An 18678-nucleotide genomic window follows, 5' to 3' on the forward strand; every position below is an offset into this window, starting at 1 on the left:
AAAGATGAGTGCGGAAGTTCATAAAGTAGGTTCTGTGTTGGACGCTTCATCCAGCAAAGAAGAACAGCAAGTCATATTGTCTATTTTGGATGAAAACAAAAGTGTGATTTTGGACTTGTCTGAATGTAAGTATGTATCGAGTGCCGGATTGCGTGTCATGCTTTATGCTTATAAAGTAGCTGCATCCAATGGCTTGAATGTGTACTTGGTAGGTGTATCTAAAGAGGTGAGGGAAGTAATGGCTATTACAGGCTTCGAACATTTCTTTAAATACTTCGATACAGTAGAAGAGTGTCAAACTCAAATAGGGTAAGTATGCAGCGAGTAGATTTATTTCCGACGCATGAATATAAAGGATTGAAATTGCGTACAGGGCGTCCTTATCCTTTTGGAGCTACGGTAATGGGAAATGCCGTCAATTTTTCGGTCTATTCCCGTTACGCTACGGCTTGTACGTTGGTTCTTTTCCATAATCATGAACCGGAACCGTTTGTCGAAATACCTTTCCTGAAGGAATTCAAGATGGGAAATGTATTCTCGATGATGGTTTTTGATTTGGATTTCGAGAACATTGAATACGGCTATCGGATGGATGGTCCATGGAATCCGGAAGAAGGGCATCGTTTTGATAAGACGAAAATCTTGATGGACCCGTATGCCAAGCTGATTGCAGGACGTGACGTATGGGGTGCCCAGCCCGATTGGGACAATGTATATCAATACCGTGCCCGTGTGGTTTGTGATGACTTTGATTGGGAAGACGACCTTCCCTTGGAAACGCCGGTAAATGAACTGGTCATCTATGAAATGCACGTCCGTAATTTTACATGCGGTGCGGATGCGAATGTAAAGCATCCCGGAACCTTTGCCGGCATAGCCGAAAAGATTCCTTATTTGAAGGAGTTAGGCGTGAATTGCGTGGAATTGATGCCGATTCATGAGTTTGACGAATTTGAGAACAGCAAGCCTTCTCCGGTTGACGGGCATATGCTTTACAACGTATGGGGATATAGCAATGTAGGCTTCTTTGCCCCTAAAGCCGCATACGCATCTACCGGGCGTTTCGGTATGCAGGTGGATGAATTGAAAAATCTTATCAAGCAACTTCATGCGAATGGCATTGAAGTTATCCTGGATGTGGTTTTCAACCATACGGCAGAAGGGAATGAGAATGGTCCTTATATCTCGTATCGGGGTATTGATAATAAGACTTATTATATGCTGACACCGGATGGATATTATTTCAATTTCAGTGGTTGCGGAAATACGTTGAATTGCAATAACCCCAATGTGCGGGATATGATTGTAGAAAGCTTGCGTTATTGGGTAACCGATTATCACGTGGATGGATTCCGTTTCGATTTGGCGGCTATTTTGGGACGTGACCAGAATGGATGTCCGATGCCTAATCCGCCTTTGCTGGAGTCATTGGCTCATGACCCTATTTTGGGTAAAACCAAATTGATAGCTGAGGCATGGGATGCCGGAGGCTTGTACCAGGTAGGTGCATTTCCTTCATGGGGGCGCTGGGCGGAATGGAACGGGAAATACCGGGATAGCATCCGCAGGTTCCTGAAAGGTGACGAACATGTATTGGGCGATGTGAAAGAACGTATCGCAGGTTCAGCCGACTTGTATGCCTCTCAAAACCGGGGCATTAAGGCAAGTGTGAACTTTATTACAGCACATGACGGATTTACATTGATGGACCTTGTATCGTATAATGGCAAGCACAATGAAGCGAATGGCGAGGACAACCGGGATGGAGAAGACAATAACAATAGCTGGAATTGTGGCTGGGAAGGCGAATGTGAAGATGCGGGAATCAATTACCTGCGTCATAAACAGATAAAGAATGCAATATCCTTGTTGATGGTAAGCCAGGGTATTCCGATGATATTATCGGGTGACGAAATGGGGAATACCCAATATGGAAATAACAATGCTTATTGTCAGGATAATGAAATCGGATGGATCGACTGGACGAATCTGCAGAAGAATGAGGACATTTATAATTACTTCCGTAAGATTATCCGCTTCCGTCAGGCTCATAAAGCATTGCGTTTCGAATATCATTTCGGGCATTGTGATTACCGTAATCTGGGATATCCCGATTTCTCATGGCACGGTGTAAAAGCATGGCGTCCTGATACCGGATATAACAATCTGACCGCAGCCTTTATGCTGAACGGGCGGTATGCGGAGACAGACGGGGTGCCTGATGATTTTATTTATGTAGCCATGAATATGCATTGGGACATGCATGGGTTCGAACTCCCGCAATTGCCCGAAGGCATGGCATGGCATGTATTTGCCAATACGGAAATGGCTGCTCCGGACGATATTTGCGAACCGGGAGAAGAGTGTATGATTGAAAACCAGCAGGAAATTCTGGTAGGGCCGCGTTCTATCATGATTTTGGTTGGGAAATAGAAAACTGTAAATAGTAAATTGTAAAATTATAAATTAAAAAGATATGGATAATCAATTTGTAATCAATCAGGAAGGTAATACCTTGACTATCGTTTTAGGTGACCAGCTTACTACAGGCAATGCTCCTGCCCTTATGGAAGAATTGAACGGATACAAAGGCAAGGGCATAGAAAAAGTTGTCTTTGATGCCACCAAGCTGGCTTATATTGCCAGTAGCGGTATACGTACCATTATTTTTGCCAAGCAGAAATTGGGCGGAAACCCTGTAATTGAGTTTGTGAATTGCGCTGCTGATATCCGTAGCGTGTTTGAAATGACAGGTCTGCAGAACTACATTTCTTTCGTAAGCAAGTAAGCAGGTAATGCTATGAAAGAATTGGTTTTCAAGCCTATTGCAGGCAGAACGGAAGAAATCATTGATGCCATCCTCCAGACCGGGGAGGTGGCATCATGCACCAAGGAATTGTATGCCATTCATCTGGTTTGCGAGGAACTGGTGGTCAATGTGGTAAGTTATGCTTACCCTGAAGGCGTGGAAGGTTATCTGAAGATTCAGATAGAGAAGGCCGACGGATGCATCACGCTGAAGTTTATTGATGGAGGTGTGCCGTTCAATCCGTTGGAAAGGGATATGCCGGATGTTTCTCTTCCGCTGGAAGAACGCCAGATAGGGGGACTTGGAATCTTCCTTACGGTTCAGATGATGGATAAAGTGTCGTATGAACATGTAGGTAATGAAAATATATTGACTATCAAGAAAAAGATTGATGATGAAAAATAAGATAGGAATACTTATAGAAAGCGATTTCTATGAAAATGAAATCTTCTATTATCAGTTCCGTTTCAAGGAAGCCGGGTATGAGGTTCATTTTCTGTCCCGTCTTTGGGGCAACGAGGGCATTACGTTTAGCGGGCATGAATTCAGGGCACCGTTTTATTGTAATGAGAGCTTTGAGGCGCTTGATGATGAGGCTCTTAATGATTATGCAGCTATTATCGTGCCTGCAGGTATGGTGTCAGACCGTCTTCGGTATACCGAAGATGTGACGAAGCTTCCTCCTGCATGTGTGTTCTTGAAAAAAGTATTTGCGCGCAAGGACATCGTTAAGGGAGTGATTTGCCACGGCTTGTGGTTGTTCTCTCCTGTAGCCGAACTGGTGAAAGGAAGAAAGATGACCGTGCATAATAATCTGTTGGGCGATGCCAAGAACTATGGTGTAGAGTATGTTGATGCAGATGTTGTGGTCGACGGAGACTTGGTTTCGGCGCGCACCGGAGGGCATTGTTATTTGCTGGCTTCCGAGATATTGAAAACGTTGGCAAGCAAATAAAACCTATTAAAAGGGGACGTTTCTTTTGTCCGCAAGTGTGGGTATGTTGTAAGGCCGGCTTGTTGCTGGTAAAAACGCATATACTTGCATGGGCGGACGGAGATAGTTCCATCGGACGGCGGAACTGGCTTCATAAGCCATCGGAGCCAGTTTCGTTTTCTTTGTTAAATGATATATACTGAAATTCGAAGTGAAAAAGCATGGTTGGCATATCTTGAGTGTTTTTCTTCTCGTTGTGGTGGTGATATTGGGATATTTCAATATCGGCTTATCCCGGCGGGTGGATGCTTTGCGGGCTCAGCTGGATGAGTATAAGGAAAAAGAAGGTAAGTCGTATGTGGTGGAACGTATCAGCAAACAGATGGAAGACATAGCTTATCAGCAAAAAGATATTTCCGAGAAGCAACGCGAAGAAGCGGTATTCCAGATGGGAGTGGCTGAGCAGATGCGCATACGTGCCGAAGAAGAGCAGAAAAAGGCGGAAGCTTTTTCTCGCAATGCGGTTGAAGCCAGAAATATGGCGGAGAACCAGCGTGAGCTTGCCGTACAACAACAACTTCGTGCCGAATATGCAAGGAATGTGGCTGATACGTTGAGCAATGTGGCATTGGGACGTGCTTTGGCTTTGCTTTCCAATGTGCAATACAGGGCTGGCAATAAAGATGTGGCGGCTTTGCTTGCGTATGCTTCGTGGAAATATACATCCGAGTATAAAGGAAATGTGTATCAGCCTGTTATTTTTAATGCCTTGGGACAGACCAGTGAAAGTTTTGTGTCCAGGAATCTCCATAAGGGAGGTGTCACGAAGATAGTTCAGTCTTCGGACGGTAAAAACAGTTATGTCTCGGTGAGCAACTATGGAGAAGTGAACCGATGGCGTTATGATGAGGGATTTGCTGGGAATGAAGTGTTGTTCAGCAATCCGGAGTATAGTTTCAGAGATGTTTATTGGGATGAAAATAATGTGGTGTATGCCTTGTCATACGATGGGAGGATGCTTGTCATAAACGGGAAATCGGCAGAGACCTTTCTCTTGCCGGAAGATAACGGGTGGATGAGGATTGTTCCTTTCGGCAACGGACAGCTGCTTTTGGCTTCGGCTATGCACCTTTATATATATGATAAGAAGGAGGACCGGATAAAGAAAACCATTTCTCTATCAGAACCTCTTGCCGCTTTGGGATGTAAAGAAAACCAATGGTTGGCATTCGGTAAGGAAAACGGCTTATGGAGGATAGGGCGTGAAGGGGAACTGGTTCCTCAGGAACATTTTATTAAAGAGCAAGTTACGGCTTTTTCCTGGTCGTCTGACTTGAAAATGGGAGCGGTCGGAGTAGAGAATGGAAATATTTATCTGATAGATGAGACGGGGAATGTGGTAAAATCGCTTGTGGGGCATCGTTCCCGTATAACTCAACTTGAATTTAAAGGGCAATACTTGTTCTCTTCCAGTTATGATTGCACCGTAAGCTTGTGGGACATCAGTGCCAGCAAGCAGGAGGCGGTATCGTTGAAGATTTTATCCGGATGGGTGCATTGCATTTGCATGGCGGAAGATAATACGATATGGACAGGAGATGAGAGTGGAGCAGTGTCGCGTATCATGATTTCTCCCGACGAGATGGCTGCTCTTATCCAAAGCAAACTGAAGCGGGATTTTACCGATGATGAATGGTCGTATTATGTAGGGCGTAATGTTCCCCGCATACGGCTTAAATTAGTAAATAAAATTAAAGATTGAAGACGATGAAACGATATCTTCTGTGTCTGGTGTTTTTGCTGCTTGCCGGTATAGGGCAAATAGAGGCAAAGGACGGGATTCCTTTCTTTGTCAATTATTCTCCTGCGGTTTATCATGCGCACAACCGTAATTTTGATATTGTGAGTGATGATAGCGGCCGGGTGTATGTTGCCAATTTCGAAGGGGTATTGTATTACGACCAGACGGAGTGGCATACGATTCATGCTCCGGGGGTATTCCGGATTACGAAATTATTTAAGGACAACCGGGGACGAATCTGGGTAGGCGGATACAATCTGTTCGGATATCTGACCTCAGGCGGGAATGGAGAACTGGAATTGCAGATGGTATTCTCTAAAAACAATAAAGGTTTTTTGGGCGAAGTGACGGATATCGGGGAGAAGGATGGGAAGATTTATGTTACGACTTCGCTGGGTGATGCGGATATTCAGGATGATTCCATGGACGGTTTTATTGTTAATCAGGACAAATCCGATGATATCCGGTATTATAAAGAGGCATTGGTAAACAAGCGGTTGACGCTGGAGGATGGCTCGGTCTTGTTGGCTACGGCTGGAAACGGTTTTGTGATGTTGGATAAAGAGGGGAATGAAGTGTATGCGCTGACAGAGCAAAACGGGTTGTGCAATAACAATGTGAATGGCATTTATGCAGACTCGTCTGGTTATGTGTGGGGAGCTACCGATAATGGTCTTTTTTTAGTAAATATACATACAGCATATACTTATTTCCGCTCTAACGAGGGCTTATCGGGTGAAGTGCAGTCCATTTGCCATACCGCCGACGGGCTTTACGTAGGCACTTTGCAGGGCTTGTTCTATAAGGAAGGTGATGTTTTTGAACCGATTCGGGCAATCCAGCATGCCTGTTGGCAGCTCCAGCAAGATGCGGCAGGGAATGTCTATGCTTCTACGGCTGGCGGCTTGTATGCCGTATATGGCAGGCAGGCACGGCAAATAACGGACAGCCATACGCTTTCTGCCTATGTTTGCGGAGATGGAACGTATTATGCGGGTGAAGTGGACGGTGTTTATCAGGTCCGGCAGGGTGAAAGGAAACAGCTGAACATTATCGAGAAGGCTACCTATTTTTATGTAGATGACGATAAGACGTTGTGGGTAAGGAATATTTATGGCCAGGTGTTCCGTTGCGAAGGAGACTATTCCGGGTATGTTATTCTGGCTCCCGAAAATGCCAAAGGTGAGAAAGACAGTTTTAACAATACGCTTTTCGTCCAGAATGGAGTCATCTTTGTATTGAGCCATGTAGGGTTGTTTAAGTGGGATAAGGCAGGGAAAAAGCTGGTAGAAGTGGCGGACCGCTCTTTGTGGTCTTCGGATATCCAATATCCCCAGTTTGTTTATCCCGAGCCGGGCCGGCGTGTCTGGGGAACAAATAATGACGGGAAAAACCTGCATATATACACTAAAAAACAAGGGATGGAGGAGATAAATGCCCTTTTGCGTCCCATACATGATTTGACAATAGGAACAATGGAGACCGATGGGGATGATGTATGGTTGGGAGGAAATTTCGGACTGATTCATTGGGATATGGCGATGAAAGAACCGGATTATGCGAAGAAGTCTCATGTATATCTTCGGCGCATTGTGATTGATAATGATTCGGTGGTATGGGGCGGATTTGATGAGGGAGACCGCCTGGGGGTTACGCTTCCTTTTAAAGAGCTTTCATTTAATAGCGGCATCCGTGATATCAAGGTGTATTTCTCTTCGGACTTGTTCTCTGTTCTGGGGGCAACGGAATACCGTTACCGGTTGGATGCCGGTGACGAATGGTCGGATTGGAGTACGGAGACTTCGGCACGTTTTGCCAATCCACGTTCGGGGCGTTATACATTTCAGGTTATGGCACGCGACCGGTACGGGCGTACGATGGAATCGTTGAAATTGCCTTTAACCGTGCGTTATCCTGTTTATGTACGTTGGTATAGCATCGTATTGTATATCGTTGCGCTTTCATTGCTCATCCTGTTTTTGATAAGGTGGCGTATGCGCCGGCTTTTGGCGGAGAAGATGCGTCTGGAGCATATCGTGGAAGAACGGACCTCGCAAATACGTAATCAGAAGGACGAGATTGAAGAAAAATCCAAAAAGCTGGAGATTGCCCTCGATGATTTAAGCAAAGCTCAATACCAGCTTATCCGTCAAGAGAAGATGGCTACGGTGGGTACGTTGACCAAAGGGCTTGTAGACCGTATTCTGAACCCGATGAATTATGTGAACAATTTCTCGCACATGAGTATCGGGTTGGTAAAAGACATTAAGGATAACCTGGACGATGACCAGAAGAATATGACTTCGGACATTTACGAAGATTCCGTTGACGCACTTGATATGCTGAATACGAACCTGAAGAAGATTGAAGAGCATGGATTGAACACGACGCGTATATTGAAAGCAATGGAGGAAATGCTGAAAGACCGGAGTGTGAATCCGACGCTGATCAATCTGGCATCGATTTGCCGTAAGAATATAGAGATGCTTCATGCGTATTACGCCGAAGATATAGCTGAGTGTCATATCCGGATAGAATCACCGGATAAGGAAGCGATGGTTGTAGCGGAAGTGGATGCAGAACAGTTCAGCAAGGTCGTGATGAGTATGCTGGCAAATAGCATGTATGCGCTTCGGAAAAAACGTCAGCAAGGTAAGGCTTTCGAACCCTTGATACGGTTGCGGGTTTTCATTGATGCCGATTCAAGCCAGGCGAAAGTAAGTATTTATGATAATGGTGTTGGCATTGAGTCCTCTATTATAGACAAGGTATTTGATCCGTTCTTTACCACGAAAACTACGGCAGAAGCGGTGGGAGTAGGTATGTATCTTAGCCGGGAAATCATACTCAATCATGGCGGGGACATCACTATACAATCGGTTAAGAATGAATATACCGAATTTGTTATTTCTGTACCTGTCCACCATCCGGAAAATGGGAAAAAGAATGATGCGGATGAGAAAGGGGAAGAGAATAATTAAGAAAACAAAAAGATTAACTCAAAAATCTCAAGATATGGAAACGATAGAACAATTGAAGCGGCAGGTAGAAAGTTTGCAAGACCAGTTAAGGCAGCAGGAAAAAATGGCTACATTGGGTTTGCTTACGGCAGGAATCGTACACGAGATACGTAATCCGTTGAACTTTGTCATCAATTTCAGCAAGCTTTCTGGAGACTTGATAAAAGATTTGGAAGAAGATATCGAAGCCAATACGGCAGATATTGACGGGGATGACGTAGAGGATATCCGGGATATAATGGAAAGCCTGAAAGAGAACCTGCAAAAGATAAAGGAACATGGCGACCGGGCTATCAGCATCATTCAGAATATATTATTGTATTCGCGTGGGAAAGAAGATGAGTTTATTCCGACGGATGTATGCAAGCTGGTAAAGGAATATGTATGGCTTTCGTATCATGCGATGCGGGCAAATCTGAAGAATTTTAATATCTCTATCTTGGAAGATTATGGAAAGGATATTCCGATGATGTCTGTAGTGCCTCAGGATTTAAGCCGTGCCGTATTGAATGTGATGAACAATGCTTGTTATGCTGTGTGGGATAAGGCGCAGAACGGTGATGCCGACTATAAGCCGACGGTCTCGGTCAAGGTGGCACGGCAGGCGGAAGAGTTGGTCATCTCAATCACCGACAATGGGGTAGGGATGAGCCCTGAAGTGAAACAACGGCTGTTCGAGACTTTCTTTACGACCAAGCCTACAGGGCAAGGTACGGGGCTGGGAATGTTTATCACCCGTAGTATCATTGAGGAGAAACATCACGGACGCATTGAGTTTGATTCAGAAGAAGGCCGGTTTACTACATTTTCATTAATAATACCGATTAAAGCATGAGAAAATGGATTGTTACTTTCTTTTTGCTGGCGGCATCCATGGCATGGGCGCAAGACGATAGTGAGCTGCGCCAGATTTATATGCAGGCAGAAGAAGAATATACCATAGGACATTTTGATGCTTCCATTCGTTTGTTGAATGAGAATATCGCAGGGTTTGACGGGGCATTGAAGACCAGTGCCTACCGCTTGCTTTCGTTGTGCTATTTAGGAAAAGACCATGTACAGGATGCTGAAAAGTATGCTTCTCTCCTTTTGAAAGAAGACCCGTATTATAGCACATCCATCCATGACCCCTTGCGCTTTGCAGATATGATAGAACGTCTGAAACGAGGTGAAGAAGCTACTATTACCACAGCATCTCAGCAAGCGGAATCCATAGAAGAAGCTCCGGTACCGGTTACATTGATAACGGAAGAGATGATTAAGGCATCGGGGGCAAGGACATTGGCGGATTTGTTGACTTTGTATGTTCCTGGGATGTCGTTTGTCGAAGGTGATGAGATGAATGTAGCCATGCATGGCGTGTATTCATCGTCCCAGGAAAAGATTTTAATCATGCTGGATGGGCACAGGCTAAATAGTCGTACCACTAATTCGGAAGCGCCTGATTATCGTACCAGCCTTGATAAAATCAAACAGATAGAAGTGTTACGAGGTCCAGCCTCTTCTCTGTATGGTAATGTGGCATTAACAGCGGTGGTTAATATCATTACAAAAAAGGGACGTGAGGTTGATGGTGTACAGCTCTCGGCAGGAATAGGTACTAATCATACGTATCGTGCTGACTTCTTAATGGGGAAAAGTGGATTAGGAATTGATTTTCTTGCTTGGGCTTCGGTGTATACATCACAAGGTGAAAAGCGTTATGTAGACGTGGGTGATAAGGATTTTTATGGTAAAATTCTCCGTTCCGGCTATATGTATATAGATGGTTATAATCATCAACCTGCGTATGATATAGGTTTTTCGGCTCAATGGAATGAATTTAAGTTCATGTTTAATACGCAGCATTCGAAAAAAGTTCCTTCTTATAATTCGGTTTTGTTTCAAGGGTTGTATTCGTATGATAAATATCGGAACATGAATGGTTCGAAACCTGGGCATACTCGAAAAGCTACACATATTGATTTGTCTTATGAAAAATCATGGAGGGATAATTGGCATAGTAAACTCAATGTTTATATTGATTTAGAAAATATTTCTAATTATGATGTTGGGGGGGATAGTATATTGCCTGCTGATAGAGAGAGGATTCCTATTCGAGATAATGAAATATTGGATAATATTGATAAAACGAAAATTCGTCAACGAGGAGTTTACCAAGTTCAATCGTTACGTGACTATACTTATGGAGCTATTATGCAGACCAATTATGACTTTCAGAAAAATATATGGAAAGGTTCCTTGCTCGTTGGAATGCAAGTTGAAAGTTATACATTAAAGGATTGTAATATGTCTGTTGGAGATAATTTTGATAGAATATTGGTCACTTATTCAAATCAGAATAGATTCTTGTTATTGGGAAAAGAGTTTAATTTTTCTGCCTTTACTCAGTTGAAGACCAACATTGGAAGATATTTCATTTTTAATGGAGGGTTGCGTTATGATTACAAGCACCGGTATAATGGTAAAAAATTGAATGTGTGTTCACCTCGTCTTTCTCTTATTTACCATATTAATTCCAATGTGAATCTGAAGTTGGGTTATTCTCATTCATTTGTAGATGCACCTTATTTATATCGTGGATCGAATACAACAACGTATCCGGGAGGAAATAATCTTGGACCGGAACAACTGGATGCAATCCAGTTGACTTTCAATCATTCTATTCCTTCACTTCGTTTGAAATATGAGACGAATTTGTACTATAACCGTCTGTCAGATTTGATTTATTTGGATTATTCAATTCCGACATATTACAATTCAGGTGGTATAGACGTTATAGGGATTGAAGAAGTTGTTTCTTATTCAAACGCCCGTTCACTGGCTTATTTGAATATGTCTTATCAATGGTTGTTGGATAATACGAATTATGCTGCTACAGGTTCTTATATTCATCATATCCCTAAATTTAGACTTGGAGGGATGTATCGTTATCAGTTTCTGAAGGATGCTAAATATGGGAATGCTTATGCTAGGATTAATGCAACGGTCTATTCGAAACAAATATCTCCGATACAATCTGCCTATATTGGAGAAAATGTGATAAATGACCTTGAACATGAGTTAAGTCCGTATGCTATTTTTAATGCGGGTGCTGATTATTTATATAAAAAGGTCTCATTATCAGCTAATGTCTATAATTTGTTTAATTTGAAATATTATCAAGGAGGGGCTCGGAAAGCTATTCCTTCTCCCCAGCAGTCAATAAGTTTCTTATTGAAAGTTTCTTATAAATTTTGATGTTAAAAAATAAAGGGAATCATAATGAATAGAATACAGCTAAATGCTATTCAACAAAGATTTTGGATGGATAATCTATTGAAATATCCGACAATTGAATATAATGGAACAAATTGTACTTTTCAAGTAAAGGGAGAGTTGGATATATCAATATTGAAAGAGGCGTATAAGTTTATAATGTTGGAATATCCTCCTTTTCATTCTACAGTACAAGTGATGGATGGCATACCTTATTTTGTATGGAGTGATGATTTGGATTATTTACCCTTTCAGCTGGTAGAAGAGAAAGGGGGCATTTCTGAAGAAAGGATAAATGAGTTGTTGGAAGCATTGGTATATCAGCCTTTTGATTTAGAAAAAGAATATCCTTGCAGGTTTTATCTCATTCGGGGACAAAATTGTTATTATCTGCTGCATTCGATTCATCATATAGCAATAGATGGCATAAGTATTCAGACATTCTTTAGGCGCTTGTCGTTGATTTATAATGATTTGTTGAATAAAACATATACATCTGTTGAACAGTTGCCTATGTTGAATCAATTCAATTGGGATCTGGGGCAGTCTTTGTCTCGGCAAAAGGAACAAGATCGTATATATTGGAAAGATTATATTCAGAATATACCGTTGGGATTACCTGTTCCCCGACAAGCTGTTAAAACAAATACGCTTAAAGAAAATGACTTTTGTTATGATTTTACTTTGGGAAGTACTCTCTATGAAAATCTGCATAAATTTTGCGTAGAACAGAAAACAAGTCCTTTCCGGGTATATTCTACTGTGTGGGCTCTGGCATTGTCGCGGCTTTTGCATGAAAAAGAATTATTGATAGATCACACAGTTAATTTGCGGGGTAAGGAATATCACGATTTATTTGGGGTATTTGTAAATGACTTGCCTATAAGATATAATTTTTGTAATGGCGAAACATCATTTATAGAGCAAATAGTTTTTGCGAATGAAAATCGCCATAAAGAACGTGAACATTTGTATGCATTTTACGATGATATATTATCTTTCAGAAGTGGAGAAAATTTAGACAAGAGGGATATGATTAATGCCAGCATTAATTATCCTTTAGATTTTGGTGAATTAAAATTAGATTTGAATAATTGTATCACAAAAAACTACAGGCATGTAAATGTTATTCCTCCTTTGGATTTGGTTTTGGCTATATCCAGTGATGCATTGCAATGTAACATTCGTTTTAAACCTTCCATTCCCCGGACTTTCGTCCAGTCATTGGCAGAGACTTTCCGGGAAATATTGAGTCAAGTCCTCGCTCATCCGGATATAAAGTTAAAAGACATTCGTTTGCTTCCGGTAGATAAAGAACAAGCGTTATTGGAAAGGGAAAATAATGCTTTGCACAACAAGGTAATTGCTCCTCAAACTTTTATTGGACAATTCCGAAAATCTGTATCTTGCTATCCCGGCCATATAGCTGTTGAATATGGGGATTTGTCTTTTACGTATGCAGAACTGGATAAACAGAGTACCCTTGTGGCTAAAGCTTTACAAAGAATGAGGTTGCATAATCAGTATATCGGTTTATCAATTCCTAAAAACCCCTTGATGATTGTTGGAATTTTGGGAATATTGAAATCTGGCAATGTCTATGTACCTGTTGATTATGAATATCCTGTTGATAGGATTGCTTTTATGCTGGATGATTGTAAGATTTCGGCTCTATTGGTGACAAAAGAAACGCCGATATTCAGTCATAAAGTTCCGTTGTTGTCCGTAGAAGATTTAGTGCAGGAGGATGAGCATGATACAGTTCTGCCACAGGTCTCTCCTTCAGACACTGCGTACGTGATTTATACATCCGGAACGACAGGGAAGCCTAAAGGAATTCCGATAAAGCATGTTATGTTGGCACAAACAGTGGTAACGGCTATGGATGTATTGCAATTGCATGAGCATTCTCGTGAATTGCAATTTGCAAATATTTGTTTTGATGCTTCCGTGATGGAAATATTTCCGGCACTGGCTGCGGGGGCTACGTTGGTATTAAGTCCGGAACAAGAAAGAAAAGACCCGGTTGCATTTGTTGAATTTTTGGAAAAATGTCAGATAACTTCCATGTTTATACCACCTGCTTTTTTGGCTACAATTCCGCATCGTCACTTACCTAAGCTTCATACAATTTTTGTAGGAGGAGATTCTTGTAGTCAGGAAGTCATAAATTACTGGAGTGAAAACCGCCTTTTTGTAAATGTATATGGTCCGACTGAAAATTGTGTAGATGCGACTCATGCGATTCTGACGCCTGAATCTCAATTTAATGATATAGGTCTCAGTGTTCCGGGAAGCACTTGTTATGTATTGGACGAATATATGCAGTTGATGCCCGATTATACAATGGGTGAGCTTTATATAGGCGGCTTGAAGTTGACTGATGGATATTTGAACCGTCCCGAATTAAATGTCGGGAAATTTCTGGCTAATCCGTTTGCCTCTAAAGAAAAGAAAAAGGATGACAGTAATCTGCGTTTGTATAAAAGTGGCGACTTGGTTATGCGGCGTGCAGACGGGCATCTTATTTTTATTGGACGTTCCGATTATCAGATAAAGTTAAATGGCTACCGTATCGAGTTAGGGGATATCGAATCCCAAATAATGCAGTTCGGGGACGTGATAAAGAATGCGGTGGTTCTTGTGCATGAGCAAGAAGGAAGGAAGAGCCTTGTCGCTTATGTATTGGTGGTATCTGTCAAGGAGTTCTCTACTGGTGTTTTAAAATCATATCTGATGCAGCATTTGCCTGCTTACATGGTACCTGCAGCGATTGTGCCGATGGAGAATTTTCCTTATAATACAAGTGGAAAGGTTGAGCGGAAGTTATTGCCAGCTCCTTTTTTACATCAGGAAAACCGGAAAGTTGAGTTGCCTGAAACGGATACAGAAAAGAGGTTGGCCGTAGTGTGGAGCAGTTTGTTATCGGAACAGATTATCGGACGTGAAGATAGTTTTATTGCTTTGGGGGGCGACTCTATGGCCGTTATTCAGTTATCTTTCCATATACAGGAGCAATTCGGATGCCGGATAACCGCATCAGAAATTTATCAGCATATTCTTTTGAAGGAGTTGGCTGTTTTTATAGAACAACGGCTGGAGGTAAGTTCTGAAAAAAATAAGACGAATGTAATTCCTGTACAGGAAAAGGTTGCTTTACCCCCTTCACAATTCAGTCTATGGATGGAATGTACAAAAACGAATGAGCTGAAAGATGCCTATAACTTACCGTGTTTGTTTGAGTGTCCTTCTACGTTGGAACCGTTAGTTTTTGAACAGGCATTTAATGATTTGATTGAGGCTCAAGACGGTTTCCGAATGTATTTCCCTATTGATCAAAAAGGGCAGCCTTTTATTCAAGTAGCTCAATATACTCCCGTTCATGTAGAAGTCTATGATATCCTTGAGGCTGAACTTTCTGAATGCTTGACTGCTGATATGAAGATTTCATTCGATTTGACTCAGCCCTTTTTGTTTCATTGCAAATTATATAGGGTCGACGGGAAGAAATATGTTTGTTCTTTAGTCATGCATCATCTGATATCAGACGGTTGGTCGGCTCATTTGATTCAGTCTGTTCTGGTGGATTGGGTGTCTGGCCGGAAAGAGCGGTTAGAAAAAATGTCAGGCAGTTACGTAGAATATTCTTTAAAGGCCAATCAATTTATCCATACTGGAAAATACGCAGACCGTGTCAGGTTTTGGGAAAAATACATGGTTGGTATAACAGAATTGAAATTGCCTCAACATGAACAGGGCAGCGGATTGGCAGGTAGGCTTTATACGTGTGGAATACCTGAGGAACTGTCTGAAAAGATTTATTCTTTTTGTCGTACGAACGGTTATACACAATTCATCTTTTATTATGCCGTTTATATGATGGTATTGTCACGTGTATATAAGCAGACTAATTTTGCAGTTGGTTTTCCCTATTTGGGACGTGAGCAGAATGATGAGAAATGGATTATCGGTTATTTTGTTCAGGTGCTGCTTCTTTGCTATAAAAAAGAATACGGGCAATCTACATTTCTTGACTATTTGACTGCACTTAAAAACAGTTTGATAGCGGTTGAGGAACAGGCTATATCTTATGATAAAATTGTGGAAATAGCCCGTGCTTGTGCTGCAGAGCCAAACCTGGAATTAATCAAAGTCATGTTTACTTTCGAAGAAAAAGCCTTGTATCATGATTACTTGCTGCAGGATAAAGCGGTTTTTGATATGGTGTTTAGCATCTTGTCTGATAAAGACGACCGTATTTATTGCCGTATCGGTTATAGAAACTCTAATTTCACGGAAGAAGAGATAGAACTTTTTGCAGCTATCTATCAGACTGTTTTAAGAGCCGTTGTTGAGAATCCGGATAAATCTTTATTGGATTATCCGTTAGCCTCTCCAGCATATAGCCAAGCAATTATTCAACAGAATGCACTTGCAGGGAAGTTATCTCACTCAAAAACGTTTTTGGAACAATTGGCCTGGAATGTTCAAAATTATTCGCAGCAAATAGCCTTGATAGATGAAAAAGGAAGCATGACTTATAAAGAAATGGATGAACTGTCGGATGCGGTTGCTGTTTCTATCAGAAAGGCTGGTGTCGGTTCTTCTGCCATAGCCTTGCTTATGAGTGCTTCGAATGAATGCATCGTGACGATGCTGGGCATTCTTAAAGCGGGCTGTTGTTTCGTACCTTTAGATGTGGAATTACCCGAAGAGCGGAGAAAGTTTATTTTGCAAGATGCCGGTTGTGTCATGTTGTTTGACAGAACGAATTATCCGTTTGGGGAGGTGATTGATGAAAATATCGTGTCACACAAAAAAGATGCTTTACCGGGAGTCGCTTATATTATTTATACATCCGGAACGACAGGAATGCCTAAAGGGGTTCCTATCTCTTGTCAGGCATTGGATATCTTGAGCGAAGTTGGAACAAGGGTATACGGCTTGTCAAAAAAATCACGAGGTCTGCTGTTTGCCAGTATCAGCTTCGATGCTTCGGTTTTAGAGATATTTCCTGTCCTGTTTGCAGGAGCAGCTTTGGTTATTGCTTCTGCCGGCCAGCGGAAAGATCCGGTACTTTTGGCAAACTTGATGGAAGAACAGGCTTTGAGTTTTGTCATTATTCCTCCTGCTATGCTGCCCTTGTTGCCCAAAAGAAAATTCTCTTCTTTGGAAACGATTGTGGTAGGGGGAGAAACTACGGCATTGTCTGCTCTTGAATATTGGCATAAAGACTATAGGTTGATTAATGCATATGGCCCTACAGAGAACACGGTAGATACGACCTTGTGTGTGGTTGATGACGATTTTGAACCGAACGATATAGGTATTCCGTTGCCGGGAGTTTCTTGTTATGTATTGGATGAATACTATCATATCGTGCCAGACAATGTGATTGGAGAATTGTATATTGGAGGGATGAAGTTGACTTCTGGCTACTTGAACCGTTCGGAGTTGAATAAGGAAAAGTTTATTGAGAACCCTTATGCCGTACCGGAAGACAAGGCTTTGGGAATAAATACATTTTTATATAAAAGCGGTGATTTGGTGAAGCGTCGCTCGGACGGACATTTTATTTTTATGGGACGAGCCGATAATCAAGTGAAATTGCGCGGCTTTCGCATTGAATTGTCTGATATAGAAACACAACTTCAGCAATGCGGAAATGTGCAGAATGCTTTGGTGGAAGTCTGGAAGAAAGATAATCGGGAAGAATTAGTGGCGTTTGTACAACCTTGTGCATCATCTTTATTGGATATCTCTGATTTGCAGACGGCTTTGCGTGGCAAGTTGCCCGCCTATATGATTCCTTCCAAATGGGCGGTGGTGGATGAGTTCCCACTTACGATAAATGGCAAGATAGACCGTAAACGGTTGCCCGAACCCGATGTCGTGGTGAAGCGCGAAGTTGTCGGGGCGGATACGGAAGATGAGAAGGCACTGCTGGCGATAGCTGAAGAAGTGATTGGCACGGAAGGCATTGGGGTAGAAACCGATTTGTTGGACGAAGCGGGAATGACTTCCATGCAGGTAATGGAATTTGTGGGCAAGGTGATAACCGGGACCAGCTTGCGTATCACCGTTTCTTCGGTGTATAAGTGCCGTACGATACGCCGGTTGCTGCATGATGTGGAAAGCGGTGGTTATTTCTGGTTTGCTGAATACGATGTCCGGAAGCCTGTACTTGTGTTCATTACCGGATTCCCGGCAGTATCGCCTTTTTATGATGGCTTGCTCCGTTTTTTTGCTGAGGATTTTTCAGTCTTTGTATTCGATTCTTATTACGACTTTTTTATTGGCAAAGAATCGGTCTCATTGGATGTGCTTTTGCAATCTTATGCAAAAATCCTTTTGGAGGTATTGGAAGGTAAGCCGATAGCCATGCTGACAGGTTATTGTACCGGTGCGGAATTGGCTATAGCCTTAGCTGACTACATGCAGCGGGAACATCCGGAGAAAGCTTTGTATCCTGTTTTGAATATGGAGGCGGTATATCAACGCGTTGAAACGGATGAGATACCGGAAGAAATAATCGAAGAAATATTGAGAGAGCGGATCCGTATAACGAATGAGTTGTACAAAAATTTCCCCGCATTAGATTATAATGGGCCGATTGTGCATGTCATGGCGGCGAATGCCTCTAAGATGATTTACTTGGAAAGAGGTGAGGAAAACGATGAACGTCTTTTAGAGCAGATGCGCCAAATGCTTGGGATGAATCATCAGGCATGGAAAGAGCATTATCCCAACGCTCCTTATTATGAGTTGGATTGCGATCATTGGACGTTCTTTGAAGAAAAGAATCTAAGTGCACTCCGTAAAATTATTCGAAAGCATTGGAATATATAAATGATAA

10 protein-coding genes are annotated in these 18678 nt (G+C 42.1%); all 10 read left to right on the forward strand.

From position 1 onward, the window contains the following. Positions 1-4: 4 nt before the first annotated feature. The 10 genes from B5F71_RS04080 to B5F71_RS04125 all read left to right on the forward strand — a co-directional run bounded on the left by B5F71_RS04080 (position 5) and on the right by B5F71_RS04125 (position 18671). Positions 5-313 carry an STAS domain-containing protein gene (locus B5F71_RS04080; RefSeq protein WP_022039552.1) on the forward strand — a complete coding sequence of 103 codons (309 nt, stop codon included), beginning with the start codon at positions 5-7 and terminating at the stop codon, positions 311-313. Between the two features lie 2 nt (positions 314-315). After that, the gene (gene glgX, locus B5F71_RS04085) at positions 316-2433 is read left to right on the forward strand and encodes a glycogen debranching protein GlgX (RefSeq protein WP_022039551.1); all 2118 of its coding nucleotides are present in this window, start codon (positions 316-318) and stop codon (positions 2431-2433) included. A gap of 43 nt (positions 2434-2476) precedes the next feature. Continuing rightward, a complete protein-coding gene (locus tag B5F71_RS04090) occupies positions 2477-2788 on the forward strand; it encodes an STAS domain-containing protein (protein ID WP_013617822.1) in 312 nt (103 codons plus the stop codon). A 12-nt stretch (positions 2789-2800) separates the two neighbouring features. After that, complete coding sequence (locus B5F71_RS04095) at positions 2801-3214, forward strand: ATP-binding protein (protein WP_087207884.1); 414 nt, start codon at positions 2801-2803, stop codon at positions 3212-3214. Further along, positions 3201-3764 carry a DJ-1/PfpI family protein gene (locus B5F71_RS04100; RefSeq protein ID WP_087207886.1) on the forward strand — a complete coding sequence of 188 codons (564 nt, stop codon included), beginning with the start codon at positions 3201-3203 and terminating at the stop codon, positions 3762-3764. Before B5F71_RS04095 ends, B5F71_RS04100 begins: the two co-directional genes overlap by 14 nt. Positions 3765-3978: 214 nt before the next feature. After that, entirely contained in the window at positions 3979-5505 is a 1527-nt protein-coding gene (locus tag B5F71_RS04105) for a WD40 repeat domain-containing protein (RefSeq protein WP_087207888.1), read from the forward strand. Between the two features lie 5 nt (positions 5506-5510). Further along, positions 5511-8525, forward strand: a complete 3015-nt coding sequence (locus B5F71_RS04110) for a sensor histidine kinase (RefSeq protein WP_087207892.1) — start codon at positions 5511-5513, stop codon at positions 8523-8525. Between the two features lie 34 nt (positions 8526-8559). After that, a complete protein-coding gene (locus B5F71_RS04115; protein ID WP_013617817.1) occupies positions 8560-9399 on the forward strand; it encodes an ATP-binding protein in 840 nt (279 codons plus the stop codon). Continuing rightward, a complete protein-coding gene (locus B5F71_RS04120; protein WP_087207894.1) occupies positions 9396-11804 on the forward strand; it encodes a TonB-dependent receptor in 2409 nt (802 codons plus the stop codon). Before B5F71_RS04115 ends, B5F71_RS04120 begins: the two co-directional genes overlap by 4 nt. A 24-nt stretch (positions 11805-11828) precedes the next feature. Next, on the forward strand, positions 11829-18671 hold the full coding sequence (locus B5F71_RS04125) for a non-ribosomal peptide synthetase (protein WP_087207896.1): 6843 nt from the start codon (positions 11829-11831) through the stop codon (positions 18669-18671). The last annotated feature ends 7 nt before the right edge of the window (positions 18672-18678 follow it).

Source organism: Bacteroides sp. An269, assembly GCF_002159755.1.
GTDB lineage: Bacteria > Bacteroidota > Bacteroidia > Bacteroidales > Bacteroidaceae > Phocaeicola > Phocaeicola intestinalis.

Coding starts and splice junctions, on each gene's coding strand:
- B5F71_RS04080 (WP_022039552.1), top strand. CDS start 5: ATGAGTGCGGAAGTTCATAAAGTAGGTTCTGTGTTGGACGCTTCATCC.
- glgX (WP_022039551.1), top strand. CDS start 316: ATGCAGCGAGTAGATTTATTTCCGACGCATGAATATAAAGGATTGAAA.
- B5F71_RS04090 (WP_013617822.1), top strand. CDS start 2,477: ATGGATAATCAATTTGTAATCAATCAGGAAGGTAATACCTTGACTATC.
- B5F71_RS04095 (WP_087207884.1), top strand. CDS start 2,801: ATGAAAGAATTGGTTTTCAAGCCTATTGCAGGCAGAACGGAAGAAATC.
- B5F71_RS04100 (WP_087207886.1), top strand. CDS start 3,201: ATGATGAAAAATAAGATAGGAATACTTATAGAAAGCGATTTCTATGAA.
- B5F71_RS04110 (WP_087207892.1), top strand. CDS start 5,511: ATGAAACGATATCTTCTGTGTCTGGTGTTTTTGCTGCTTGCCGGTATA.
- B5F71_RS04115 (WP_013617817.1), top strand. CDS start 8,560: ATGGAAACGATAGAACAATTGAAGCGGCAGGTAGAAAGTTTGCAAGAC.
- B5F71_RS04120 (WP_087207894.1), top strand. CDS start 9,396: ATGAGAAAATGGATTGTTACTTTCTTTTTGCTGGCGGCATCCATGGCA.
- B5F71_RS04125 (WP_087207896.1), top strand. CDS start 11,829: ATGAATAGAATACAGCTAAATGCTATTCAACAAAGATTTTGGATGGAT.